A 24,597-nucleotide genomic window follows, 5' to 3' on the forward strand; every position below is an offset into this window, starting at 1 on the left:
GATGAAAAAACCAGGCAAGGTCCCGGAGCCGCCGCGCGCGCTGGGCGAAAACGAGAAGACCGCGATCCGCGCCGCGCTCGAGGGCCTGCGCCAATCGCCGGGCTTCAAGAGCCGCGGCGCCCAGAACGCCATGATCGCGATTGCTGCCCGCGCCCTCGGCGCCTCGGGCGGCGGCGCGGTGATCGAAGCCCCCACCGGCGTCGGAAAAAGCCTGGCCTATCTCACCGCCGCGGTGCCGATCGCGCTGGCGCATAAACGGCCGCTGGTGATCGCCACCGCCACCGTGAGCCTGCAGGAACAGCTGGTGCAGCGCGATATCCCGCGCTTCCTCGCCGATACCGGCCTGGTCGCCACGGTCGCGATCGCCAAGGGTCGCCAGCGCTACGCCTGCCTGCGCAACCTGGCTGAAGCGGCGGGCGGCGACACCGGTGAATCGCTGTTCGATTTCGATCCGGCCTACACCCGCTCGCCCAGCGCCGACGAAGCCAAGGTGATCGACACCTTGTCGCAAGTCTTCAACAGCGGCGAGTGGCAGGGGGACCTCGACCTCGCGCCGGTTCCGCTGCCCGACGGGCTGCGTGGCCGCATCACCACGTCGGCCGGCGCCTGCACCCGGGCCCGCTGCGGCTTCGTCGACGCCTGTCCTTATCTCAAGGCACGGGCCGGGGTGAAAGCCGCCGATATCGTGGTCGCCAACCACGACCTGGTGCTGGCCGCGCTGGCCCTGCCCGACGGCGAAGAGGGCGACAACCCGATCCTTCCGATGCCGTCGAAGGCGCTGTTCGTATTCGACGAAGGCCACCACCTGCCCGCCAAGGCGATTGATGCCGATGCGGCGCAGCTGCACCTGCCGACCTGCCTGGAGGCGCTCGAGCGCGGACGCGGTCCGCTGTCGGCCGCGTTCGTGCGCAGCGGCAAGGACAGCATCAGCGGCCTGGCGCCGCTCGAGGTGCAGGAGCTGGTAACCCGGGCGCGCGACGCCCTGCGCGATTTCCAGGACAAGCTGGCCCTGGCCTGGACGCCCGATGCCAGCGAAGCGCAGCCCAGCTGGCGCGCGCCCATGGGTTGGCTGCCCGAAGACTGGCTCGCCGACGCGCGCGAGCTTGATCGTCTGTTCTCGCGGCTGAGCCGCTTCGCCGACGCCCTGGTGTCGGCGCTGCCCAAGGAAGACGGTGGCAAGGCCGAGCCCGACGACCAGCTGATGCGGAATCTCGGTCGCCTGGTCGAGCGCCTGCAGGACGCGGCGGCGCTGTGGCAGCGCTGGGCGCGCGAGGACGCGGCGGGCAGGGCGCCGATGGCGCGCTGGCTCACCGTGGCCAAGGACCGCAGCCTGCTGTGCCACGCCGCGCCGGTATCGGCGGCCGGCATCCTGCGGCAGCTGGTGTGGGAGCGCGTGGACGCGGTCATTGTTACGTCCGCCACGCTTGCCGCCGGCGGCGACTTCCGCCATTTCTGCGAAGAAGCGGCCATCCCCGCCGAATGGGAGCTGGCCAGCTTGCCCAGTCCCTTCAACCTCGCCGAAAGCGCGGTGCTGTCGGTTCCGGCGATGAAAACCCTACCCGACGATGCGGCCAGCCACACCGATGAAGTGGCGCGCTGGATCGAAGATGAGCTCGACTGGGACGCCGGCAACCTGGTGCTGTTTACCTCGTGGAAGCAGATGGAGCGCGTGGTGGCGCTGCTGTCGCCGGCGCGCGCGATCCGCACCCTGGTGCAGGGCTCGCGCTCGCGCACCGAGATGCTGGACCTGCATGCGCGCAGCATCCGCGAAGGCAAGGGCAGCACCCTGTTCGGCCTGGCCTCGTTCGGCGAAGGCCTGGACCTGGCCGGTGACCTGGCCACCACCGTGGTGATCGCCAAGCTGCCGTTCGCGATGCCTTCCGACCCGGTGGGTGCCACCAAGGCTGAGTGGTATGAATCGCGCGGGCGCTCAGCTTTCTTCGAAGTGGCCCTGCCCGAGGCTCAGCGCACGCTGACTCAATACATGGGGCGACTGATCCGAACCGAGCACGACCGGGGTCGGATCGTGCTGCTCGACCGACGGGTCGTGGTGAAGCGCTACGGTCGGGCCTTGCTCGACAGCCTGCCGCCGTACCGGCGTCTGATCGCCTGAGTCAGGCGTGTTCGCTGGCGTCGGAGTCCGGCGTCGCGTCGTCGCCGTCGTCGCCGTCGTCGCTGTCGGCATGGTGGACCGTGGTCACCGGTCCCGCAGCGGGCATGCGTTTGTACTTCGGCAGCGGCAGCTTGGCGACTTCGTCGCCCGCCGCCAGCACCAGTTCGCTGCGGCGCTCATCCGGGATTTCCTGCCAATGGCAGTCCAGGATCGCGCCCTCGAGCGCATAGAGCAGATTCAGGCTGGGCTTGAAGCCCGCGCGCTTGACCCGGACGAACGCGGCCAGGGCACCTACGGCAATCAGGTCTTCATGCGTGCGGATGCCCGTTTGCTTGAGCCAGGCCGCTGACTTGGGACCGATATTGCGAAGTTTGGTGGCCGAGTTCATTCCCTATCTCCTTGCGTGCCGGCTCAGGCCGGCGGCAGCGACGCGATGAATGCTTGTGCGATGGCTTCAAGGCCACGCTGGTCGTCTTCGTCGAAGCGGTCCAGGCGCGGGCTGTCGAGGTCGAACACGCCGATCAACTGCTCGCCCTGGAACAGCGGCACCACCAGCTCCGAGCGCGAGGCCGAATCGCAGGGGATATGCCCCGGGAAGGCATCGACGTCGGCAATGCGCTGGGTCTGGCGGGTGGCCGCTGCCGTGCCACAAACACCGCGGCCGAGCGCGATGCGCACGCAGGCCGGATGACCCTGGAAAGGACCGACCACCAGCTCGGTGCCGTCGAAGAAGTAAAACCCGGCCCAGTTCAGGTCGGGCAGGGCATGGAAGACCAGGGCCGACAGGTTGGCGGCGTTGGCGGTGCGGTCGCGCTCGCCGTGCATCAGCCCGCGCGCCTGGTCGAGCAATTGCGCGTACTGCTCGGGCTTGCTGCCCTCCAAAGTGCCGGTCTGGAACATCGTTGCCTCGCGCAAAGAAAGCCAGTGTAGCAGCGGCTCCCGGCTCCTCCCGCCCTGGCCGTGGCTGATAAAGTCTCAGCATGGCTATCAATGACGTGTTGTCGTCGCGCGGCGTTTTCATCACCGGAACCGACACCGATGCCGGCAAGACCGTGGCCAGCACGGCGCTGGTGCATGCGCTTCGGCGCGGCGGCGCGCGCGTAATCGGCATGAAACCGGTAGCCAGCGGCTGCGTGTCGACGCCTGGCGGCTGGCGCAACGCCGACGCGCTGGCGCTGCAGCAGGCCAGCGATCCGCAGCCCGACTATGCGCTGGTCAATCCCTTCGCCCTGCGCGATCCGACCGCGCCGCAGCTGGCGGCGCGCGCGGCGGGCGTGTCCGTCAGTCTGGCCCCGATCGTGGACGCTTATCGTGCGCTGGACGCCCTGGCCGACCATGTCGTGGTCGAAGGCGTGGGCGGGTGGCTGGCGCCCTTGGCCGACGGTCTCGACCAGTCCGACCTGGTGAAAGCCCTGGATCTGCCGGTAATCCTCGTGGTCGGCCTGAAGCTGGGTTGCCTGAACCACGCGCGCCTGAGCGTCCGGGCCATCCTGGCCGATGGCTGTCGGCTGCAGGGCTGGATCGGGAGCGTGGTCGAACCCGGCTTCCCCGACGCCTACCTCGACCTCGTCCGCGCGGCCTTGCCCGCGCCCTGCCTGGGTGTGCTGCCCCACGCCCCTGGCGCCGCGCCGCTGGAACGGGCGGCCAGCCTGGCTCTCGGCTGAGTCCGGCACTGCCGGCAGAACGCTGCGTTTGCCGCGATCCGGGGTTACTGCACTTGACAGTGCAGCAATAGAAAATAGAATGACCGTTCATTTTATTGCGCCGTGGGTCCGGGTCTCCCGAGGCCCGTGGCGCTGCCATTCCCCTTCCGAGGCTTCCATGTCATCCCGCACCCCTGCCCCGCTGTTCCTTGCGCTCACTCTCGCGCTGGCCGTGTCCGCCTGCAGCACTGAGTCCGCGCCGCCGCCGATGCCGGTCCCCGAAGTGGCCGTGGTTACGCTCAAGTCCGAGCCGGTCAGCCTGACCCGCGAGCTGGCGGGCCGCACCACGCCCTTCCTCGTGGCTGAAGTCCGGCCCCAGGTCACGGGCATCGTCGAGCGCCGCCTGTTCGATGAGGGCAGCCTGGTGAAGGCCGGCGAGCCGCTTTACGCCATTGATGACGCGGCATATCGCGCCAGTCGCGACAGCGCCAATGCCAGTCTGGCTCGCGCCAACGCCGCCGAGCTGTCGGCGCGTCTGGCCGCCAAGCGCTCCGCAGAGCTGGCCGGCTCGCAGCTGGTCAGCACCCAGGACAACGAGCGCGCCCAGGCCGCATGGGCCCAGGCCAAGGCCGACGTCGCGGCTGCACGCGCCGACCTGCGCGCCAGCGACGTGACCCTGGGCTATGCCCGCATTGATGCGCCGATAAGCGGCCGCATCGGCAAGTCCTCGGTCACCGCCGGCGCACTGGTTACCGCCAACCAGGTCCAGGCCCTCGCCACCATCCACCAGCTCGATCCGATCTACGTCGACCTGACCCAGTCGAGCAGCGAGCTGCTGCAGCTGCGCCGAGAAATCGCCGAAGGCAAGCTCGAGCAGGCCGATGGCGTGCCGGTGCGCATCTTGCTCGAGGACGGCAGCGCCTACGCCCACGACGGCCGCCTGGCATTTACCGACGTCACCGTGGATCCGACCACCGGCAGCTATGCGCTGCGTGTCGTGGTGCCCAATCCCGATAACCTGCTGCTGCCGGGCATGTACGTGCGCGCCGCGGTGGACATGGGCCAGCGTCCGGACGGCGTGCTGGTGCCGCAGCAAGGCATCACCCGCGACCCCAAGGGCGATGCAGTGGCGATGGTGCTCACGCCCGAGGGCGTGGTCGAGCAGCGCAGCGTCCAGGCCAACCGCACCCTGGGTGACCAGTGGCTGGTGGACGGCGGACTGTCGGCCGGCGACCGCGTGATCGTCGAAGGCCTGCAGAAAGTGCAGCCCGGTGCCAAGGCCACCGCGGTTGAAGCCGGGGCCACGCCCACTCCCCAGACCGACGCGCCGGCCCCCGCCGCGACGCCCTAAGAAGACGAGGCGAACACCATGGCAAGGTTCTTTATTGATCGCCCGATCTTTGCGTGGGTGATTGCGATCATCATCATGCTGGCCGGCGTACTGGCCCTGACCCAGCTGCCGATTTCACGCTATCCGACCATCGCGCCGCCCTCGGTGACGATCAGCGCCAGCTACCCCGGCGCCTCGGCGCAGGCGGTCGAAAACTCGGTGACGCAGATCATCGAGCAGGCCATGACGGGCCTGGACGGCCTGGAATACCTGTCGGCCACCAGCGACTCGAACGGCAGCGTCAGCGTCACGCTCACCTTCGAGACGGGCACCGACCCCGACATCGCCCAGGTGCAGGTCCAGAACAAGCTCCAGGGCGCCACGGCGCTGCTTCCGCAGATCGTCCAGCAGCAGGGCATCGGCGTCACCAAGGCCAGCTCCGGCTTCCTGCAGGTGCTGGGTTTCGTGTCCACCGACGACAGCATGGACCGCGGCGATATTTCCGACTACGTCGCGGCCAATATCGTTGATCCGCTCAGCCGCGTGCCGGGCGTGGGCAGCGTGCAGGTGTTCGGCGGCAAGTACGCCATGCGCATCTGGCTCGACCCGGGCAAGCTCAATACCTACAAGATGGCGCCGGACGACGTGATCGCCGCGATCCGCGCCCAGAACGCGCAGGTGGCCGTGGGCCAGCTCGGCGGTACGCCGGCCATCGATGGCCAGCAGATCAACGCCACCATCACTGCCCAGGACCGCCTGCAGACGCCGGAACAATTCCGCGACATCATCCTGCGCAGCAGTACCGACGGCGCCGTGCTGCGTCTGGGTGACGTGGCACGCGTCGAGCTGGGCTCCGACAACTACTCGGTAATCAGCCGCTACAACGGCAAGCCCGCCTCGGGCGTGGCCGTTTCGCTGGCGACCAATGCCAACGCCCTGTCCACGGCCGACGGCATGGCGGCGCTGATGGAGGAAATGAAGCCATCGTTCCCGCCGGGGCTCGAGGTGGTGATCCCGTTCGACACCACGCCTTTCGTGCGCGTGTCGATCAATGAAGTGGTCAAGACCCTGATCGAGGCCGTGATCCTGGTCTTCCTGGTGATCTTCCTGTTCCTGCAGAACTTCCGCGCCACGCTCATCCCGACCATCGCCGTGCCGGTGGTGCTGCTGGGTACGCTGGCGATCCTGCTGGCGTTCGGATTCTCGATCAACATGCTGACCATGTTCGCCATGGTGCTGGCCATCGGCCTGCTGGTGGACGACGCCATCGTGGTGGTGGAAAACGTCGAGCGCCTGATGAGCGAGGAGGGGCTGTCGCCACTCGAAGCCACCCGCAAATCAATGGACCAGATCACCGGCGCCCTGGTCGGCATCGGCATGGTCCTGGCCGCGGTGTTCATTCCGATGGCCTTCCTGACCGGCTCCACCGGCGTGATCTACCGCCAGTTCACCGCCACCATCGTGGCGGCCATGGGCTTGTCGGTGCTGGTGGCCATCGTCCTGACGCCGGCGCTGTGCGCCACCATGCTCAAGCCGCTCAAGAAGGGCGAGCACCACGGTCAGAAGGGCTTCTTCGGCTGGTTCAACAAGAAATTCGACGCCGGCAACCTGCGCTACCAAGGCATCGTTGGCAGCATGATCCGTCGCAGCGGCCGCTTCCTGGCGCTGTACGGCCTGCTGGCGCTGGTGATGCTGTTCGTCTATGCGAAAGTGCCGTCTTCCTTCCTGCCCGACGAAGACCAGGGCGTACTGTTCACCATCGTGCAGACGCCGGTGGGTGCGACCCAGGAGCGCACCCAGCGGGTGATGGAGCAGGTTGAGCGCCACTACCTTGAGAGCGAACAGGAACACGTGGTCTCCACGTTCTCGGTGCAGGGCTTCAGCTTTGCCGGCAGTGGCCAGAACAACGGCATGGTGTTCGTCAAGCTCAAGGACTGGGACGAGCGCAGCTCGGACGAGGCCAGCGTGGACGCCATCGTCGGCCGCGCCATGGGCGCCTTCAGCCAGATCCGCGACGCCATGGTGTTCGCGCTGGCGCCGCCGCCGGTGACCGAGTTGGGGACGTCCGGCGGCTTCAATCTTTACCTCAAGGACAACACCGGCCAGGGCCACGAGGCCCTGGTGGCCGTGCGCAACCAGCTGCTGGGCGCCGCCAGCCAGAGTCCGCTGCTGGCGAACGTGCGTCCGAATGGCCAGGAGGACACGCCCCAATTCCGCCTGGACATCGACAACCAGAAAGCCGCGGCGCTGGGCGTACCGATCGCCAGCATCAACTCGACGCTGTCGGTGGCCTGGGGCGGTCAGTACATCGACGACTTCATCGACCGCGGCCGGGTCAAGCGCGTCTACGTGCAGTCCGATGCACCCTTCCGCATGGTGCCCGAGGACTTCAACCTCTGGTTCGTGCGCAACGACGCTGGCGAAATGGTGCCGTTCTCGGCCTTCGCCACCACCCATTGGGAATATGGTTCGCCGCGCCTGGAGCGCTACAACGGCGCGTCGGCGGTCAACATCACCGGCACGCCGGCGCCCGGCGTGAGCTCGGGCGACGCGATGGCGGAAATGGAGCGCCTGGCCGCCGACTTGCCCGAGGGCTTCGGGCTTGAATGGAGCGGCCAGAGCTACCAGGAGCGTTCGGCCAATGCGCAGACGCCGATGCTGTACGCGCTGTCGCTGCTGATCGTATTCCTTTGCCTGGCGGCGCTCTACGAGAGTTGGTCGATTCCGACCTCGGTGCTGCTGGTGGTGCCGCTGGGCATCCTGGGCACGGTGCTGTTCACGGCGATGCGCGGGCTTGAGCGCGACGTCTACTTCCAGGTCGGCATGCTGACCACGGTGGGGCTGTCGAGCAAGAACGCGGTGCTGATCATCGAGTTCGCCAAGGCCAACGTCGAAAGCGGCATGGAGCTGGTGGAGGCGACCCTGGCTGCGGTGCGCGATCGCCTGCGGCCGATCCTGATGACCTCGATCGCCTTTGGCTTCGGCGTACTGCCGCTGGCCCTGGCCACCGGCGCCGGCTCCGGCGCCCAGCGCGCGATCGGCACCGGCGTGGTCGGCGGCATGCTGGCCGGCACCTTCCTGGGAATCTTCTTCATTCCCCTGTTCTTCGTGGCCGTGCGCAGGCTCACCCAGCGCAAGGCGAAGCCGGCATGAGCGTCGAGCCGTCGTCAGCCAAGGTGAGCGCGCGCGCCGAGGCCCAGCGTGCCCGCATCCTGGGTGCGGCACGCAAGTGCTTTTCCGAGCGCGGCTTCCACGGCGCCAGCATTTCGGCGATTGCCGAGTCGGCCGGCATCAGCCAAGGCCTGATCTATCGCTACTTCACCAACAAGGCGGCGATCATCCACGCCATCACCGACGAGCAGCGCGAGGAGCGCCGCGAGGCGCTCGATGGCATCGCCACCTGTTCAGAGCTGGTAGACAGGCTGCTTGAGAAGATTGACGCCTGGCGCGAGGGCGGTCCCGGCGCCGCCTGCGACGGCAGCTTCGACGCCGCGTTGTTCCTGGAAGTCTCCGCCGAAGCCACCCGGGATGCCGATATTGCCGCCGTGGTCACGGCCCAGGAACCGCAGCTATGGATCGACTTCGAGGCGCTGGTGCGACGTAGTGCCGAAGCCGCGGGGACGCCGCTTGATATGGCGACGGTCCGTCGCCGCACGGTAGTGATGCGCTGCCTCGTGGACGGCCTGATTCTTTGCTACGTGCGTGATCCGGCGCAAGACCGCGACGTGCTTCGGCAAAGTATGCAGGAAGCTGTTTCGGTGCTCTGCCTGTAGTGCTTCGGGCCTGAAGGCCCTCCTACATGCCGGCGTAGCGGCAGCCGGAGGTACAGGTTTCGTGCACCACCACCAGCGACAGGGCCGGCAGCTGCGGCTTGATCTCATCCCAGATCCAGCGGGCGAGATTTTCGCTCGTCGGGTTCTCGAGACCGGGAATGTCGTTGAGGTAGTTGTGGTCCAGGCGCTCGTAGGTCGGCTTGAAGATCGCCTTGATGTCGCCGAAGTCCATGATCCAGCCGGTGTGCGGGTCGGGCGTACCGCCCACGTGCAGCTCCACGGCGAACGAATGGCCGTGCAGGCGCGCGCATTTGTGACCCGGCGGCACGTTCGGCAGCCGGTGTGCGGCTTCGATCCGGAAAACCTTGTAGATATCCATGGGCGGCATTGTAGCCCCGGCGGCCCGCGCCCCGTTCCCGGCAGGCGCCTTGGCCCTTGTCCTGAAACTTGTTCCCGTCTGGGGTCAGGCGTAGCGTGAAGCCTGGTCTGGCTCGGGAGTCCCTGCGATGCAAACCCTTTTCGCCTGTCTGTCGATGCTGGCCATCCTGGCCCTTCCCGCCGCGGCTGCCGATCCGGCGCCACGGTCTTACGCCGACAAGACGGTGTTGGTCACCGGCTCCACCGATGGCCTGGGACGTGAACTGGCGCTCGCCCTGGCGGCCGAGGGCGCCCACGTCATCGTCCATGGACGCAACGCCGAACGCGGCCAGGCGGTCGTTGACGAGATCACCGCCGGCGGCAAGGGCTCGGCCCGCTTCGTCGCCGCCGATTTGTCGTCGCTGCAGGCGGTGCGCGATTTTGCCGATGCCATCGCCAGGGACACCCCGAAGCTCGACCTGCTGGTCAACAACGCCGGCGTCGCCTTCATGGGCGATGAGCGCCGCACCAGCGCCGACGGCCACGAGCTGCAGTTCGCGGTCAATTACCTGGCCGGCTGGGTGCTGGTGAACAAGCTGCGTCCGAACCTGGCCGCCGCGGCCCCGTCGCGCATCATCAACGTGGCCTCGCTCAGCGCCGATCCGATCGACTTCGACGACGTAATGCTGGCGCAACCCGGCGCCGCCCGGCGTGGCTACGGCCAGAGCAAGCTGGCCCAGGTTTCGATGACGGTGGAACTGGCCCCGGCCTTCGCCGCCGACGGCATCACCATGATTTCCCTGCATCCGGCCACGCTGATGAACACCACGATGGTCGAAGGCCTGGGCATCCCGCCGCGCACTACCGTCGAGGCCGGCCGCGATCACGTGATGGGCCTGATCCACGCGCCGACCCTGGACGCCGGCGCCTTCTACGTCGAAGGCAAACCCGCCGACCCCTTGGATCCGCAGCCCGGCGATGCCGACGCGCGTCAGCGCCTGGTGGCCTTGAGCGAAACGCTCACCGGCGTGGCGCGCGACTGATTCCGGCCGGCACCCGGGCCATCGTTCGCGGGTCGCAGCGATTGAGACGGCCGGCGGCCAAGCTGGCAGCCCACATCGGCTAGGCTGTGCGGATGCCCGCGGACTGGAAACAACGCGCCAGCGAAGGAATCACGGTGTTCCGGGCCAGTCGGCTCGAGGCGCTGCTGGAACCGCTGGACCATCTGTTGCGCACCCAGGCGCCGGCCTCGCCGCTGGCGCCGCAGACGGTCGTGGCCGCGCATCCGGGCATGCGCCAGTGGCTGGCCGGCGCGCTGGCCCGTCATCGCGGCGTCGGCGACATCGTGGCCAATCTCGAGATCGTGCTGCCCTCGACCTTCCTCGACGGGCTGGCGCGGCAGGTGTTGGGCGAGAACGCGGTGTCGCCGCGCGGCTGGCGTCGCGAGTGGCTGCGCTGGCGGGTGCATGAGCTGCTTGAGGCGCCATCCGATCCCGCGCTGCAGGCCTACCTCGCCGGGCCCGACCGCGCCCTGCGCCGCTTCCAGCTGGCCGACCGGCTGGCGCGCATCTACATCCAGTACATGGCCTACCGGCCCGACTGGCTCGACGACTGGGGTTACAGCCGGCCCACCTTCGAGGCCGCCGGTTTCCATCCAGGCCTATGGCGCCAGCTCCGGCTCGCGCTGAAAGAGCCGCATCGCGGCGAGCGACTGATGGAGTTGGGCGGCAAGCTGCGCGCCGGCGAGGTCGACGTCGGCGCCCAGGACCCGCTGCACGTGTTCGGTCTGGGCCATATGGCGCCGGCCGAGCTGGCGGTGCTCCAGGCCCTGGCCGGGCACCGTCCGGTGGTGTTCTACCTGCCCGACCCCTGCCGCGAGTACTGGGCCGGCCTGCGCAGTGAGCGCGCGCGCCTGCTGGAGCTGGCGGCTGATCCCCACGGCGACGACGCCACCGCCTATTTCCTCGACCAGGGCCACCCGCTGCTGGCGGCCTGGGGCCGGCTGGGCCAGCACTTCATGCTCAGCATCCAGCAGCTGGAAGCGTCGCTCGACATCCGTCATTTCCGCGACGAGCAGCCGACTGACTACCGGCCCGAGGCGTTGCTGTCGCGGGCGCAGGACAGCCTGCGGCAGCTGCTGCCGGCGCACATGGCGCAGGACCCGCGCCCGCGCACCGAGCGCCTGCAGGACGCGTCGCTGCGCGTGCACGCCTGCCACTCGCGCCTGCGCGAACTCGAGGCCCTGCGCGATGTGCTGCTGCGCGCCCGCGCCGACGACGCCTCGCTCGAACCGGCCGATATCGTGGTGATGGCGCCCGACATCGGCGCCTACCTGCCGCTGCTGCCGGCCGTGTTCGGCGAGGCCGGACGCGCCGAGGGCCCGCTGCCCTATCACCTGGCCGATGTGCCGATGGCGCGCGCGCAGCCGCTGTTCGCGGCCTTCCGCCAGCTGCTGGCGCTGCCAAGCTCGCGCCTCACCGCGCCCGAGCTGGTCGACTTCCTCGGCCAGGCGCCGGTGCTGCGCCGCCTGGGTCTGGACGAAGGCGACCTCGACACGCTGACCCAGTGGCTGGCGCGGGCCCGCGCCGCCTGGGGTCTCGACGGCGGCACCCGGGCAGCCATGGGCGTGCCGCCGACCGAAGCCCACACCCTGGCCTGGGCCATGGATCGGCTGGTCGCGGGTTTCATCCACGGCAATGAAGCCGACGACGATGTGCTGCGCCTGCCCGGCGGCGATTCGCTGGTGCCGGTGCCCGGCGTCGTTGGCGGCGCCAGCGCGGCGCTGGGCGCGCTCGATCACCTGCTGCAGCAGGTGGCCGGGCTGCGCGCGGATGTCGCGGCCGAGCGACCGGCCTCGGAGTGGGCGCGGCGCCTGGAAGAGCGCCTGGACGCGCTGTTCCTGCCTGACCTCGATGATCCACGCGGGCCAGAGTCCATGGACCAGCTGCGCGCCCTGCTGCGTTCCTTGGCCAGCGAGCCGGGAGAGCTGGGCCTGGACCCCATGCTTTCCTTCCCGGTGGTGAAGCAATGGCTGGAAGAGCGCCTGGCCGCCGTACCCGAGCGGCAGCGCTTCCTCGCCGGCGGCATCACGGTCTGCGGCATGGTGCCGCAGCGCGCGATCCCATTCCGGGTGGTCGCGGTGCTGGGCTTGAACGAAGGCGAGTACCCGCGCAACGACGTGGACGCTGGCCTGGATCCGATCGGCCGCGCCGGCCTGCGCCGCCTCGGCGACCGTGATGTGCGCGGCGACGATCGCTACCTGTTTCTGGAAACCCTGATGTCGGCGCGCGATGTGCTGCACCTGAGCTACGTCGCCTTCGACGAGGTGGGCGGCGGCGCACGCAACCCGGCGGCGCCGCTGGCCGAACTGATGGCGGCGCTGCCTGTCGGTGATACCGAGGACGACACGCGACTGGCTCCGGCCTGGCGCGTGGAGCATCGGCTGCAGCCTTTCCACGCCGACTATTTCAACGGCCGCGATCCGCGCCTGTTTTCCTTCCGCGCGGAGTTCGCCGGCATGGTTGGCGGCGAACCCGGCGCCACGACGCTGATGTCGACGGCGTCGCCGCCGCCCGCCACCGAGGACTGCGACGTCGCACTGGCCGGCCTGCGCCGCTATTTCCGCGATCCGGCCCGCGTGCAGCTGGCCGATCGCCTGGGCGCACGCCTCGATGCCCTCGACGACGAGGGCCTGGCATCCGACGAGCCGCTGGAAGCGCGCATGGAGCGTCTGGACTCGCCGGCGCGGGCGCTGTGCCTGCGCTTCCTGTCCGACCCCTCGGCACCGCGCGAGGTGCCTGCGCCCGAGGCAATGCGCCTGGCCGGACTGCTGACCGCCGGCGCGCTGGGCGACGCCGCCTGGCAGCAGGAGCTCGACGCCGCCGTGGCGGTGGACGCCACCGCGCGCGAGCGTCCCGAGCTGGCGGCGCTGTTGGCGGTCGGCTTGCCGGCACCGACGCCGCTGGCGATCCGTCGCGACTTCGGCCGCTTCCACGTCACCGGCGAGGTGGGCATTGGCTACGACGCCGGCGGTGCGCTGTACGTGCTCGAGGTGTTCCCGAATCGCGAAAAGGAAAACGATCTCGATCTGCGCGACCGCCTGCCATTGTTCCTGACTTGGGCGCTGGTGCGGCTGGCGCCCGAGAATGCGGACCGCGCGGTGCACCTGTGCGCGCTGGTGCAAAAGCCCCCGGCCAAGCCGCGCGCCGGCAGCCGGCCCGATGGCCTGTGGCAGGCCGGTATCGCCGAATGGGAGCGCGAATTCCTGGCGGCCAGCGCCTCGGCGAAGACGCTGTTCCTGGAAGACCTCGAGTCCCGCGTGCTTGAACTGCTCGAACTCTGGGCGCGCCCCGCCACCCATCCGGCCTGGTATTTCCCGCGCGCCGCCGCGGCGATCGGCATCCGTCAGAAGGACGACGCCGCTGAAGGGGCCTGGCAGGCCGAGCGCGGCTACGCCCCGGGCTATGCCCGCCTGCTCGGCCGCGGCCTGGATTTCGAAGAGGGCACGCCCGACTTCGCCCGGCTCAAGGACGAGGCTGACCGACTGGTGCAGCGGATCACGCTGGGCGGGGAGGGCGCGGCATGAGCACACCGATTCCGGTCCGGCACTGGTCGGAGCTGCCGCTCGGCGCGCCCGGCCGTTCGCTGGTGGAGGCCAGCGCCGGCACCGGCAAGACCTGGACGATCGCTGTGCTCTACCTGCGGCTGCTGCTGGAGCCGGCGCCGGCTTTCAAGGTCGAGCAGCTGGTGGTCACCACTTTCACCGATGCCGCCGCACAAGAGCTGCGCGAACGGCTGCGCCACGCGCTGCGTGATGCGCTGGCCTTGGCCGGCACCAGCAGCACCGAACCGTCGGCACCCGAGGCGCCGGGCGAGAACGAAGCCTGGCTGTTCGCGCGCTGGGCGGACCCGGGGACGAGGACCGAAGACCGCCGCCGCCTGCGCCTGGCGCTGGCCGATTTCGACCGCGCCCCGGTGGGCACGCTGCACGGCCTTTGCCAGCGCATCCTGGTCGAGCATCCGTTCGAGAGCGGCAGCCGCTTTGAAGTCGGCGAGCCGACCTCGGGCCAGGCGCTGGCCGAGGAGCTGGCGCGCGATGCCTGGCGCGTGCTGCATCAGGGCGACGGCGAGGTGCCCGCGGGCTTCGACCTGGAGGCGCTGAAGCTGTCCACCTTCAGCAAGCAGCTCAGGCAGCTGATGGCGCCGGGCGTGCGTCTTGATCCCGAGGGCGAAGCGCTGGGAAAAATACTCGAAGGCCTTGACCAGGATCTTGTTTCCGGGCTTCGCGAGGTCGTGGCGACGACGGCGTGGTTCGCACGCTCCAACGCCGCGCTGCGCACCGCGCTGGACGCACTCGCCGCGCTGTTCGCCGGCGAAGGTCCCTGGCCCAAGGACGATCACCTCAAGCTCGTGCGCGAACGCACGATCGACAAACAAATCCGGCCGGAGCAGCAGGAGGCCTTCCTGTCGCATCCCGCGGTGGTCGCGCTGTTCCGGCACTGGCCGCGCATCGAGTCGACGCGATTCGAGCCGATCAACCGCTTCTGGCGGCAGCAGCTCGACCAGGCCCGGCGCTGGCGCGACGAGCGACTGGCGGCGCGCGGCCAGGTCACCTTCGATGAAATGATCCGGCGTGCGCACGCGGCCATCGTCGCCAACCCCGCGCTCGCCGATACCCTGTTTGCCGCCTGGCCGGTGGCGCTGGTTGATGAGTTCCAGGACACCGACGCGCAGCAATACGGCATCCTCGATCGGCTTTACCGCGACGCCGACGGGAACCAACGCGGTCGCCTGGTGATGATCGGCGACCCCAAGCAGGCGATCTACGGCTTCCGCGGCGGCGACATCCACGCCTATCGGCGCGCCCGCGGCGACGCCCAGCACCTGCTTGAACTGGGCACCAACCACCGCAGCTCGCGCGCCTACGTGCAGGCGGTGAACCAGTGGTATGCCGCCGGCGGCGAAACCCTGGGCCGCTCCGGCAGCGAGGACGTGCAGTACCGCGCCGTCGCCGCCAGCGATCGCCGCGACGGTACGCCCTACACCGTGGCCGGCGTCGCGCTGGCGCGTCCGCTGCAGCTGCACTATCGCGATCCCGCGCCCGACGGCCAGCCGCGCCGCCGCCGCGAGGCGCTGGCGGCCTGCGCCAACCAGATCGCGGCGATGCTGGCCTCGGGTGAGCACCGCATCGGCGACGCACCGCTGCAGCCTGGCGACCTGGCCGTGCTGTTGCCCACCAACCGCGATATCGCCAGCCTGCGCGCGCAGCTGCAGCTTCGCGGCGTGCCCTGCGTGGGCGGTGCGCGCGACAGCGTCTTCGCCGGCGACATCGCCTTTGAGCTGCACCTGCTGCTCGCGGCCGTACTCAACGCCGACGATGAGCCGGCCCTGCGCGCCGCCCTGCTCACGCGGCTGTGGGGCGAGGACCTGGCAATGCTGGCCGGGCTCGACGCGCAATCGCCGCAGTGGCCGGCTATTTCAGCCCGATTGGCTGCGCTACGCGTGCGCTGGCAGCGCGAAGGTGTGCTTGGACTCGCTCGCCAGCTCGCCCACGAGGCCGCGCCGCGCCTGCTGGCGTCGCCCGGCGGCGAACGCGAGCTCACCGACCTGCGCCACCTGGGCGAACTGCTGCAGCAGCGCGCCGAACGCGGCGGCGGTCCGCGCGAGCTGCTGGCCTGGCTGGGCGAGCAGCGCCGCGACGAAGGCGATGCCGACAGCGCCGACGAACGCCAGCCGCGCCTCGAGTCCGACGCCCGCCGCGTGCAGCTGATGACCCTGCATCGCAGCAAGGGCCTCGAGTTCAACCTCGTCTTCCTGCCGCTGATGTGGGCGCAGGAAGGCGCGTCCCAGCATCGTCCTTACCTGATGCCGCTGGCGGAGGGCGGGCGCCGCGCCGCGTTCGACGAGGCCGCCAAGCTGGCAGCGAAGTGGGAGGGCCAGGACGAGCGCTTCCGCACGCTCTACGTGGCGCTTACCCGCGCTGTCCACGCTTGCCATGTCTATGCGCTGGTGCCGGAGCGGTCCACGTCCAACAGTCCCCAGCCGAAGGTCGATCCCGATCGTGCACCGCTTGATGCGATGGTGGCGCGGGTCAAGGCCGAAGGCAGCGCCGGGACGCTGCCGCAGGTGGCCTGGATCGAGGCCGGCTGGCCGGATGGCTACGCCTCGCTGCCGCGGCCGCCCGCGGATCCCACCGAGCGCCGGGCGCTGATTTCGCCGGCCGCAACGCCGCTGCGCCAGCGTCTGAGTTTCTCGACCCTGATCAGCGGCCACCGCGCCGCGCCCACCGAAGAAGCGCCCGCCGACGACGAGACCCTGGCGGGCGAGGCGCCTGACACCGAAGCCAGCGTCGAGGCCCCGCACCCCGATCTCCTGGCGCTGGCCAGCGTGCGTGGCCCCGCGTTCGGCAATGCCCTGCACGGCGCGTTCGAGCATCGCCGGCAAGCGCAGCCACTCGCCGATCAGCTGGGCCTGCTGCAGCGCCAGCTCGATGAGTACGGCGTGCGGCCCGGCGAGATCGCGTTCGAGCAGCTGCTGCCAGTGTTGGCCCACCGAATGGATGGCGCCCTGGCGGCAGAACTGCTGCCCGGCCTGGCGTTGGGCGAAGTGTCTCCCGAGCGGCAGCGTGCCGAGATGGCCTTCCATTTCCAGCTCGACGCGGCACGCCTCTCACGCCTGCGCGCCGCCTGCGCCGCGCACGGCGACCCGGACCTGGTGCCGCCGCTGGCCGCCGAACACCTGCGCGGTCTGATGACCGGCAAGATCGATCTCGTGTTCGAGCATGCCGGTCGTTTCCATGTGCTCGACTACAAAGGCAATTGGCTGGGTGAACGCGTGGCCGACTACACCGGCGCCGCGCTGCGGGTAGCGATGGACCACAGCCACTATCGCCTGCAGGCGCTGCTGTACACGCTGGCGCTGCATCGATTCCTGCGCCAGCGCGTGCCGAACTACTCTCCGGCCGCGCATCTGGGCGAGTACGTCTATCTGTTTGTGCGCGCGGCCGGCCTCGGGCCTGGCGCGGGCCTGTTCTCGGAGCGTTTCCCCGATGCCTTGGTCGAGGCCGTGGACGCCGCGCTAACCGAAACCGATACCGGGGTTCCCGCATGAGCGCGCCACGTTACGAAGCCCGTCCGCCCAACGTCGATAGCGACGGTCCGCTGCGCGAGCGTGCGCTGGCCCGTGCGATTGCGCGCTGGGTCTTGGGCCACGGGGGCAGTGAGCGACTTGCGGTGCTGGCGGGACGTGCAGCGGTCGCCGAGCTGGCGGGCGACACCGCGCTGGCGCCGCTGGACCTTGACGTTTGCGACGCGCTGCGCCGCGAGCCCCTGGTCGGCGACGGCAGTGCGCCTGCGTCCTTCGTGGTGGATCCTGACGGCCGCTTCTACCTGTGGCGCAACTTCCAGCACGAAAGCGAAGTAGCCGCCGCACTGCGCCATCGCCGCGCGGCCGGCGAGCCGAAGCCGCTAACGGATGACGTGCTTTCGGCGCTCTTCCCCGGCGGCGATCCGGCGCTCGATGGCGCCCAGCGCGCCGCGGTCAGCGCCGTCGGCGGCCGCCGCTTCTTCGTGCTGACCGGCGGCCCCGGTACCGGCAAGACCACCACCGTGCTGCGCATGTTGCTGCGCCTGCAGCGCGATGGCGCCGCTGGCGAAGGCATCGCGGTAGCGGCGCCGACCGGCAAGGCCGCGCAGCGCCTGGTGCAGTCGCTGCGCCAGGAATCGGAGCGTCTGCGCGAGCATCTTTCCGCCGACTGGCAGCCGGCGCTCGATGCGTTGCCGACCACGGAAGCCCTCACCGTGCATCGCCTGCTCGGCTGGTCGCCCGCCACCAACGCCTATCGACGTGGACCCGAATCACCGATTGCCGCCAGCGTCGTTGTGGTTGATGAAGCCTCGATGCTCGACCTGTCGCAGCTGCGCGCCCTGCTGCGCGCGCTGCGCGAGGATGCCGTGCTGGTGCTGGTGGGCGACGCCGACCAGCTCAATCCGGTCGGCGCAGGGTCCGTGCTGATGGATCTGGTGGCAGTGCTGGACGCGCAGTCCGCCCCGGATCTCGTGCGCCTGCACCACAGCTTCCGCGCTGACGCCGTCCTGCAGCCCGTGAATGCGGCCGTACGCGACGGTCATGGCGAAGCGCTGGCATCAGCGCTGGCAGCGGCGGGCGATCGCGCTTCACTGCGCACCGTAGAAACCGCCGCCGCGGTCGCCCGCGAGGCACGACGCTGGGCCGATACCCTCGCCGAGGGCGGCCCGCCGCAGGTCGCGGATAGTCCGGCCGACGCGGCAGCAGCGCTGCGCCAGCTGGCCGGGCGCCAACTGTTGTGCGCCTTGCGCGACGGCCCCTACGGCGCCGATGCCATCAATGCCAGTATCGAGCGCCACCTTCGCCTGCGGTGGCAGGTGCCTGCCGACCAGGCGTGGTACCCGGGCCGCGTGGTCATGATCACCCGCAACCACTACGGCGCAGGACTGTTCAACGGCGACCTTGGCCTGTGCCTGCGCGGCAGCGACGGGCGGCTGCAGGTCTGGTTCGAAAGCGAAGCGGGTGCGCGTGCCTTTGCACCTGGGGCGCTGCCGGCGCACGACATGGCCTGGGCCCTCACCATCCACAAGAGCCAGGGCAGCGAATACACCCATGTCGCCGTGCTGCTGCCGCCCGATCCCGAGCACCGCATCCTTTCTCGCCAGCTGCTTTACACCGCGCTATCGCGCGCCCGAAAGAGCGTGGAACTCTGGGGTCCGCGCGCCAGTGTGGACGCTGCGCTGTCGCGGCGCGTGGTACGCGCCGGCGGGCTGGCGAGCCGATTGGGCGCGCGATGATCCGAGTGCGCGCGGGCGTCAGGGGCGCTATGGTGAAAGGCGAGTTCCTCTCAACCGGGAGTTCCTCATGACTACGGGTGATCCCCGCGTCGCCGTGTTGTACCGCATGGTTACCGACGAGCATGTCTGCCCCTTCGGGCTTAAGTCGCGGGCGCTGCTGCGCCGGAAAGGCTTCGAGGTCGACGATCGTTGGCTGACCACGCGTACCGAGACCGATGCGTTCAAGCTCGAGCATGCGGTCAAGACTACGCCGCAGACTTTCATCGAGGGCCGCCGCATCGGTGGCTACGATGACTTGCGCGAGCACTTCGGCCTGGCCGCGCGCGATCCCGAGGCTACCCGCTACACGCCGGTGGTGGCGGTTTTCGCGGTGGCGGCCTTGATGGCCCTTGCCGCCACGTGGCCCGCGGCGCCGGATGCGTGGAGCGGCGACCTCGCCGTGCTCTCCGCCGAGCGCTTCATCGCGATCAGCATGTGTCTTCTGGCGCTGCTGAAGCTGCAGGACATCGAGCAGTTCTCGAACATGTTCCTGAACTACGATCTTTTGGCGCGACGCGTGGTGGCCTACGCCTATGTCTACCCATTCGCCGAGCTTTTCGCCGGCGCATTGATGCTGGCCGGGTTGCTGAATTGGCTGTCGGTGCCGGTGGCGCTGGTTATCGGCGGTATCGGCGCGGTTTCGGTATTCAAGGCGGTGTACGTGGACAAGCGCGAACTCAAGTGCGCCTGCGTGGGCGGCGGTAGCAAGGTGCCGCTGGGTATCGTGTCGCTTACCGAGAACCTGCTGATGGTGGCGATGGGCCTTTGGATGGCATACCGCCACGGTTTGACCGGCTGATTCGGCCGCGCCGTGCGCGCGGCGCGGCCTCGTTCCGGCTCCCGCTTAGTCGTTCGCCGGCGCGCCGGGCTCACTAGACGCCTGCTCGCGCAAGGCCTCGGCATGCGCCTCGCCGACCCGCTCGCGGCATTCGTTGCGTTCGTCCAGCGGCAGGTCGTTGCATTCCAGCAGGACGCGCGCCAGTTCGGAACCGGCGTCGTCCGCTTGTATCCCATCGGTGGCGGCCGCTTCCGGGTCGGCGTCGATATCCAGGTCCTGCGGCGCGGCGATGCCCGCCGGGTCACCGGCGACGGCGGGGACGTATACGCCGGTTTCCGGATTCTGGATCGCCTGAGAGCGACGCGCCTCGGCGCTGGGATAGTCCGCGTCCGGTTCGGAGTTGTCCTGGCAACCGGCCAGCAAAACGCAGAGGGCCGCGGCGGCAAAGAGTGGTCTGGTCATCAATCGCTCCTCGTTGGGGCGGGGGTGCAGAGATGCACCGCATCAGGTGATGAACTCCCGCTGGGTCATCAATATTCGCAACTATCGTCAAACCTAGCCAGTCTCGCCTGATTCTCGCCGCACTATCGGCGAAGTCCGCACCATCAAGCCGGAGGCTTATCCGGTAAGTGAGGGCCGGTTGCGCCCCCTCCGCCGCATATCCACTTCAAGGTCGCGCGGCGCGGCTACCGGGAAATCACCACGCAGATGTATTTCGACGGCGACCCGCTCAATGCCGTCGAATACTTCTGGGAAGAACTCTCGCCTGAAAGCCGCGCCAGTCTCACCGTGGCCTTCGCTGCCGATGGCGGGGCTGTGCCGACGGGTCGATTCGACGTGGTGATCAAGAAGGTTTGAATCCCGGAGACACCGACGGACGGAGGCTCGCCCGCCGCGACTTGAGAACGGCGTGGGGTGCGAAGGGTCAGTCGCGTGCGAGGAATTCCAAGCCATCGCCCTGGCCTTCGGCGCGATAGTCGAAGACCACCATTTCGCCACGCGCCGAGAGCGTCAGGGTGAAGGCGACGAAGCGGGCGTCACCTTCGCCCCAGGTGCCGATGCCGGCGCCATCGAAGCGACGGCCGCCACCTTCCACCCGCGAGGATTGCGCCGATGACAGCACGAACTGCATCGGCTGATCGGGCAGGACCTCTCCGAAGGCGTGCTGGACCGCCTGCTGCAGCGTCCAGCCGCCGGCGGCGTCGGCAACGACCGGGCGCGGTGACGCAGCCTGAAGGCGGTAGCTGACGCGGGATACTTCGCCGGTGTCTGGCCGGTAGCGGCCGCTCAGGCGGACCTGGGTGCCGGCGCCGTCGCTAGCCATGATGCGGCCACTGGCTACGATAAACGCGCTGCCATCGATGTCGGGCGAGGAGCGCTGGATGCTGTCGAGCACCCAGGTCTGGCCGGCAGCGCCCGGCACGTGGCGGTGGGCGGCGTTTTCCACGGCGTCGTGCAGGCTGGGCGCGGCATCGGCCGCCACGGCGACATGCTCGGAATTATTCCCCGGCGCCGTCCACGGGGTGGCGAAGCCCGCCGACGCGACCAGTGCGAACGCGCCCAGGGCGCGCGCAATCACAGGGCACCCCGGGCGCGCAGGACGGTGGGATCGACCGTCTCGTCGCGCATCGGCGCAACGGCCGCTGGCGTCCCGACGTTCAGCGCATCCCTCGCACGCAGCAGTTGCCCCATCACGGAGGCCACCGACGGTTCGGCGGCGGCCCAAGCCAGATCGGCCTCGTTCAATTCATCGCGCATCAGGACGGTCATCGGGGAGGCTCCGTTGCGAGGGGGTTCCAGTACGAATCAGCAGGAACCGTGCCAGCCCGCCATAGGCGGCCGCGTTGCGCGCTGACGCCAGGCGCTACCGGCCGGATCGGGCGAATTGCCCGCTTGCCCGGCCGGCCTCCCTTGAAATGCAATCCCTGGCCGGGGCGCCGCGCCAGATCGCGGTCTGCGCGGACATGACGGGCAAGGGCGGCTCCGGGATAATGGCGCGTCCCCGCTTTTGGCATGCCCATGAACCTCGCTTTCCGCACTTCGCTGCCCGGCACTTCGCTGGACTATTTCGACGCCCGCGCCGCCGTGGAGGCGATCCAGTCTGGCGCTTGGGATGGCCTGCCCTATGTCTCGCGGGTACTGGCCGAGAATCTGGTGCGCCGCTGTGAGCCGGCCACGCTGGACGCCTCGCTGCGCCAGCTGGTTGAACGCAAGCGCGACCTCGACTTCCCCTGGTTCCCGGCGCGCGTGGTCTGCCACGACATCCTGGGCCAGACCGCGCTGGTGGACCTGGCCGGCCTGCGCGACGCCATCGCCGACCAGGGCGGTGACCCGGCCCAGGTGAATCCGGTGGTGCCGGTGCAGCTGATCGTTGATCACTCGCTGGCGGTGGAGTGCGGCGGCTTTGACCCGGATGCGTTCACCAAGAACCGCGCCATCGAAGATCGCCGAAATGAAGACCGCTTCCACTTCATCGACTGGACCAAGCTCGCGTTCAAGAACGTGGACGTGATTCCGCCGGGCAACGGGATCATGCACCAGATCAACCTGGAGCGAATGAGCCCGGTGATCGGTGTGCTTGACGGCGTTGCTTATCCCGATACCTGCGTCGGCACCGACAGCCACACGCCGCACGTGGATTCGCTGGGCGTGATCGCGATCGGCGTCGGCGGGCTGGAAGCCGAGAACGTGATGCTGGGCCGCGCCTCCTGGATGCGCCTGCCCGACATCATCGGCGTGGAGCTCAGCGGCAAGCCGCAGCCCGGCATCACCGCCACCGACATCGTGCTGGCGCTCACCGAATTCCTGCGCGCTTCGAAAGTGGTCGGCGCCTGGCTGGAGTTCCGCGGCGAAGGCGCCGCCGCGCTGACGCTGGGCGACCGCGCCACCATTTCCAATATGGCGCCCGAGTACGGCGCTACTGCCGCGATGTTCTTCATCGACGACAACACCATCGACTACCTGCGCCTGACCGGCCGCAGCGACGAGCAGGTAAAGCTGGTCGAGACCTACGCAAAGCACACCGGCCTGTGGGCCGACGCGCTGACTACCGCCAAGTATGAGCGCACGCTGTCCTTCGACCTTTCGGTCGTGGGCCGCAATATGGCCGGCCCGTCGAACCCGCATGCACGCGTTGCCACCGCTGACCTCGCGGCCAAAGGCATCGCCGGCAATCTCGCCGCGGCCCGCGCGCAGGAAGCCGAGGGTCTGATGCCCGATGGCGCGGTGATCATCGCCGCCATCACCAGCTGCACCAACACCTCGAACCCGCGCAACGTGATCGCCGCCGGCCTGCTGGCGCGCAACGCCAACCGCGCCGGCCTGGTGCGCAAGCCCTGGGTGAAGTCGTCGCTGGCGCCGGGCTCCAAGACGGTCGAGCTGTACCTGGACGAAGCCGGCCTGAAGCAGGAGCTCGAGCAGCTCGGCTTCGGCATCGTCGCCTTCGCCTGCACCACCTGCAACGGCATGTCCGGTGCGCTGGACCCGGTGATCCAGAAAGAGATCATTGACCGCGACCTGTACGCCACCGCCGTGCTCAGCGGCAACCGCAACTTCGACGGCCGCATCCATCCCTACGCCAAGCAGGCCTTCCTGGCCTCGCCGCCGCTGGTGGTGGCCTACGCGATCGCCGGCACCATCCGCTTCGACATTGAGAAGGACGCGCTGGGGCACGATGCCAGCGGCAACGCGATCACGCTAAAGGACCTGTGGCCGAGCGACGAAGAGATCGATGCGATCGTGAAGTCGTCGGTAAAGCCGGCGCAGTTCCGCAGCGTTTACGAGCCGATGTTCAAGGTCGTGGTCGAGAACACGGCCAAGGTGAGCCCGCTGTACGACTGGCGCCCGCAGAGCACCTACATCCGCCGACCGCCGTATTGGGAAGGTGCGCTGGCGGGTGAGCGCACCCTGCGCGGCCTGCGTCCGCTGGCCGTGCTGGGCGACAACATCACCACCGACCATCTCTCGCCTTCGAACGCGATTCTGGCCAACAGCGCCGCCGGCGAATACCTGGCGAAGATGGGCCTGCCCGAAGAGGACTTCAATTCCTACGCCACCCATCGCGGCGACCACCTGACCGCACTGCGCGCCACCTTTGCCAACCCGACCCTGAGCAACGAAATGGCGGTGGTGGACGGCGCGGTAAAGAAGGGCTCGCTGGCGCGCGTGGAGCCGGAAGGGCAGGTGATGCGCATGTGGGAAGCGATCGAAACCTACATGGAACGCGGCCAGCCGCTGATCATCGTCGCCGGTGCCGATTATGGCCAAGGCTCGAGCCGCGACTGGGCGGCCAAGGGCGTGCGCCTGGCGGGCGTGGAAGTGATCGTGGCCGAAGGCTTCGAGCGCATTCATCGCACCAACCTGCTCGGCATGGGCGTGCTGCCGCTGGAGTTCCTGCCCGGCACGACTCGCAAGACGCTGGGTTTGGACGGTACCGAGGTCTATGACGTTATCGGCGAGCGCACCCCGCGCGCGACGCTGACGCTGGGCGTGACGCGTCGCAGCGGCGAGCGCCTCGAGGTGCCGGTGGTTTGCCGGCTGGATACGGGTGAAGAAGTTTCGATCTATGAAGCGGGCGGTGTTCTGCAGCGGTTTGCGCAGGATTTCCTGGCGGCGGCGAAGGGGGGTTGAGGCAAGATTGGACCCCTCTCCCCCGGCCCCTCTCCCACAAGGGGAGAGGGGAGAAAGCCCTGTCCTTCGCGGGAGAGGGGATAAAGCCGGTCTAAAGCCCCTCTCCCCTTGTGG

18 protein-coding genes are annotated in these 24,597 nt (G+C 69.1%); 12 read left to right on the forward strand and 6 right to left on the reverse strand.

Annotated features, from left to right (window positions below):
• Position 1 precedes the first annotated feature (1 nt).
• Entirely contained in the window at positions 2–2,113 is a 2,112-nt protein-coding gene (gene dinG / locus ACYVGY_RS11660) for an ATP-dependent DNA helicase DinG (protein ID WP_460457664.1), read from the forward strand.
• 1 nt (position 2,114) lies between these two features.
• Here dinG and ACYVGY_RS11665 read toward each other — a convergent pair whose 3' ends face one another.
• Both ACYVGY_RS11665 and ACYVGY_RS11670 read right to left on the reverse strand, forming a co-directional pair.
• Positions 2,115–2,501, reverse strand: coding sequence for a TfoX/Sxy family protein (locus ACYVGY_RS11665; RefSeq protein WP_460457665.1), 387 nt, complete (start codon positions 2,499–2,501; stop codon positions 2,115–2,117).
• A 23-nt stretch (positions 2,502–2,524) separates the two neighbouring features.
• A complete protein-coding gene (locus ACYVGY_RS11670; RefSeq protein ID WP_460457666.1) occupies positions 2,525–3,013 on the reverse strand; it encodes a GAF domain-containing protein in 489 nt (162 codons plus the stop codon).
• 98 nt (positions 3,014–3,111) lie between these two features.
• On the opposite strand from ACYVGY_RS11670, the gene bioD reads away from it, so the two are divergent.
• The 4 genes from bioD to ACYVGY_RS11690 all read left to right on the forward strand — a co-directional run bounded on the left by bioD (position 3,112) and on the right by ACYVGY_RS11690 (position 8,859).
• On the forward strand, positions 3,112–3,777 hold the full coding sequence (gene bioD, locus ACYVGY_RS11675; RefSeq protein WP_460457745.1) for a dethiobiotin synthase: 666 nt from the start codon (positions 3,112–3,114) through the stop codon (positions 3,775–3,777).
• A gap of 157 nt (positions 3,778–3,934) precedes the next feature.
• On the forward strand, positions 3,935–5,107 hold the full coding sequence (locus ACYVGY_RS11680; RefSeq protein ID WP_460457667.1) for an efflux RND transporter periplasmic adaptor subunit: 1,173 nt from the start codon (positions 3,935–3,937) through the stop codon (positions 5,105–5,107).
• A gap of 18 nt (positions 5,108–5,125) precedes the next feature.
• A complete protein-coding gene (locus tag ACYVGY_RS11685; protein WP_460457668.1) occupies positions 5,126–8,239 on the forward strand; it encodes an efflux RND transporter permease subunit in 3,114 nt (1,037 codons plus the stop codon).
• Positions 8,236–8,859: a TetR/AcrR family transcriptional regulator gene (locus ACYVGY_RS11690; protein WP_460457669.1), complete on the forward strand. Its 624-nt coding sequence runs from the start codon at positions 8,236–8,238 to the stop codon at positions 8,857–8,859. The genes ACYVGY_RS11685 and ACYVGY_RS11690 overlap by 4 nt, the downstream gene beginning before the upstream one ends.
• A gap of 22 nt (positions 8,860–8,881) precedes the next feature.
• Here ACYVGY_RS11690 and queD read toward each other — a convergent pair whose 3' ends face one another.
• Complete coding sequence (queD, locus tag ACYVGY_RS11695) at positions 8,882–9,238, reverse strand: 6-carboxytetrahydropterin synthase QueD (protein ID WP_460457670.1); 357 nt, start codon at positions 9,236–9,238, stop codon at positions 8,882–8,884.
• 127 nt (positions 9,239–9,365) lie between these two features.
• On the opposite strand from queD, the gene ACYVGY_RS11700 reads away from it, so the two are divergent.
• The 5 genes from ACYVGY_RS11700 (at position 9,366) to ACYVGY_RS11720 (ending at position 19,875) form a co-directional block, all read left to right on the forward strand.
• Complete coding sequence (locus ACYVGY_RS11700; protein WP_460457671.1) at positions 9,366–10,259, forward strand: SDR family NAD(P)-dependent oxidoreductase; 894 nt, start codon at positions 9,366–9,368, stop codon at positions 10,257–10,259.
• A 134-nt stretch (positions 10,260–10,393) separates the two neighbouring features.
• The gene (gene recC, locus ACYVGY_RS11705; RefSeq protein ID WP_460457672.1) at positions 10,394–13,801 is read left to right on the forward strand and encodes an exodeoxyribonuclease V subunit gamma; all 3,408 of its coding nucleotides are present in this window, start codon (positions 10,394–10,396) and stop codon (positions 13,799–13,801) included.
• Positions 13,798–17,325, forward strand: a complete 3,528-nt coding sequence (locus ACYVGY_RS11710; RefSeq protein WP_460457673.1) for a UvrD-helicase domain-containing protein — start codon at positions 13,798–13,800, stop codon at positions 17,323–17,325. The genes recC and ACYVGY_RS11710 overlap by 4 nt, the downstream gene beginning before the upstream one ends.
• Positions 17,322–19,037 carry an exodeoxyribonuclease V subunit alpha gene (gene recD, locus ACYVGY_RS11715; protein WP_460457674.1) on the forward strand — a complete coding sequence of 572 codons (1,716 nt, stop codon included), beginning with the start codon at positions 17,322–17,324 and terminating at the stop codon, positions 19,035–19,037. The genes ACYVGY_RS11710 and recD overlap by 4 nt, the downstream gene beginning before the upstream one ends.
• Positions 19,038–19,104: 67 nt before the next feature.
• Entirely contained in the window at positions 19,105–19,875 is a 771-nt protein-coding gene (locus ACYVGY_RS11720) for a MauE/DoxX family redox-associated membrane protein (RefSeq protein WP_460457675.1), read from the forward strand.
• A 45-nt stretch (positions 19,876–19,920) separates the two neighbouring features.
• Here ACYVGY_RS11720 and ACYVGY_RS11725 read toward each other — a convergent pair whose 3' ends face one another.
• On the reverse strand, positions 19,921–20,316 hold the full coding sequence (locus tag ACYVGY_RS11725; RefSeq protein WP_460457676.1) for a hypothetical protein: 396 nt from the start codon (positions 20,314–20,316) through the stop codon (positions 19,921–19,923).
• A 198-nt stretch (positions 20,317–20,514) separates the two neighbouring features.
• Here ACYVGY_RS11725 and ACYVGY_RS11730 point away from each other — a divergent pair, with 198 nt between their 5' ends.
• Positions 20,515–20,712, forward strand: coding sequence for a hypothetical protein (locus ACYVGY_RS11730; RefSeq protein ID WP_460457746.1), 198 nt, complete (start codon positions 20,515–20,517; stop codon positions 20,710–20,712).
• 67 nt (positions 20,713–20,779) lie between these two features.
• On the opposite strand, the gene ACYVGY_RS11735 is transcribed toward ACYVGY_RS11730, so the two are convergent.
• Positions 20,780–21,433 carry a hypothetical protein gene (locus tag ACYVGY_RS11735; protein WP_460457677.1) on the reverse strand — a complete coding sequence of 218 codons (654 nt, stop codon included), beginning with the start codon at positions 21,431–21,433 and terminating at the stop codon, positions 20,780–20,782.
• Positions 21,430–21,624 carry a hypothetical protein gene (locus tag ACYVGY_RS11740; RefSeq protein WP_460457678.1) on the reverse strand — a complete coding sequence of 65 codons (195 nt, stop codon included), beginning with the start codon at positions 21,622–21,624 and terminating at the stop codon, positions 21,430–21,432. The genes ACYVGY_RS11735 and ACYVGY_RS11740 overlap by 4 nt, the downstream gene beginning before the upstream one ends.
• Positions 21,625–21,873: 249 nt before the next feature.
• Between ACYVGY_RS11740 and acnD the strand changes: the two genes are divergently transcribed.
• A complete protein-coding gene (acnD, locus tag ACYVGY_RS11745) occupies positions 21,874–24,483 on the forward strand; it encodes a Fe/S-dependent 2-methylisocitrate dehydratase AcnD (RefSeq protein ID WP_460457679.1) in 2,610 nt (869 codons plus the stop codon).
• Positions 24,484–24,597 lie beyond the last annotated feature (114 nt).

The sequence above is a fragment of the Arenimonas alkanexedens genome (assembly GCF_054781355.1).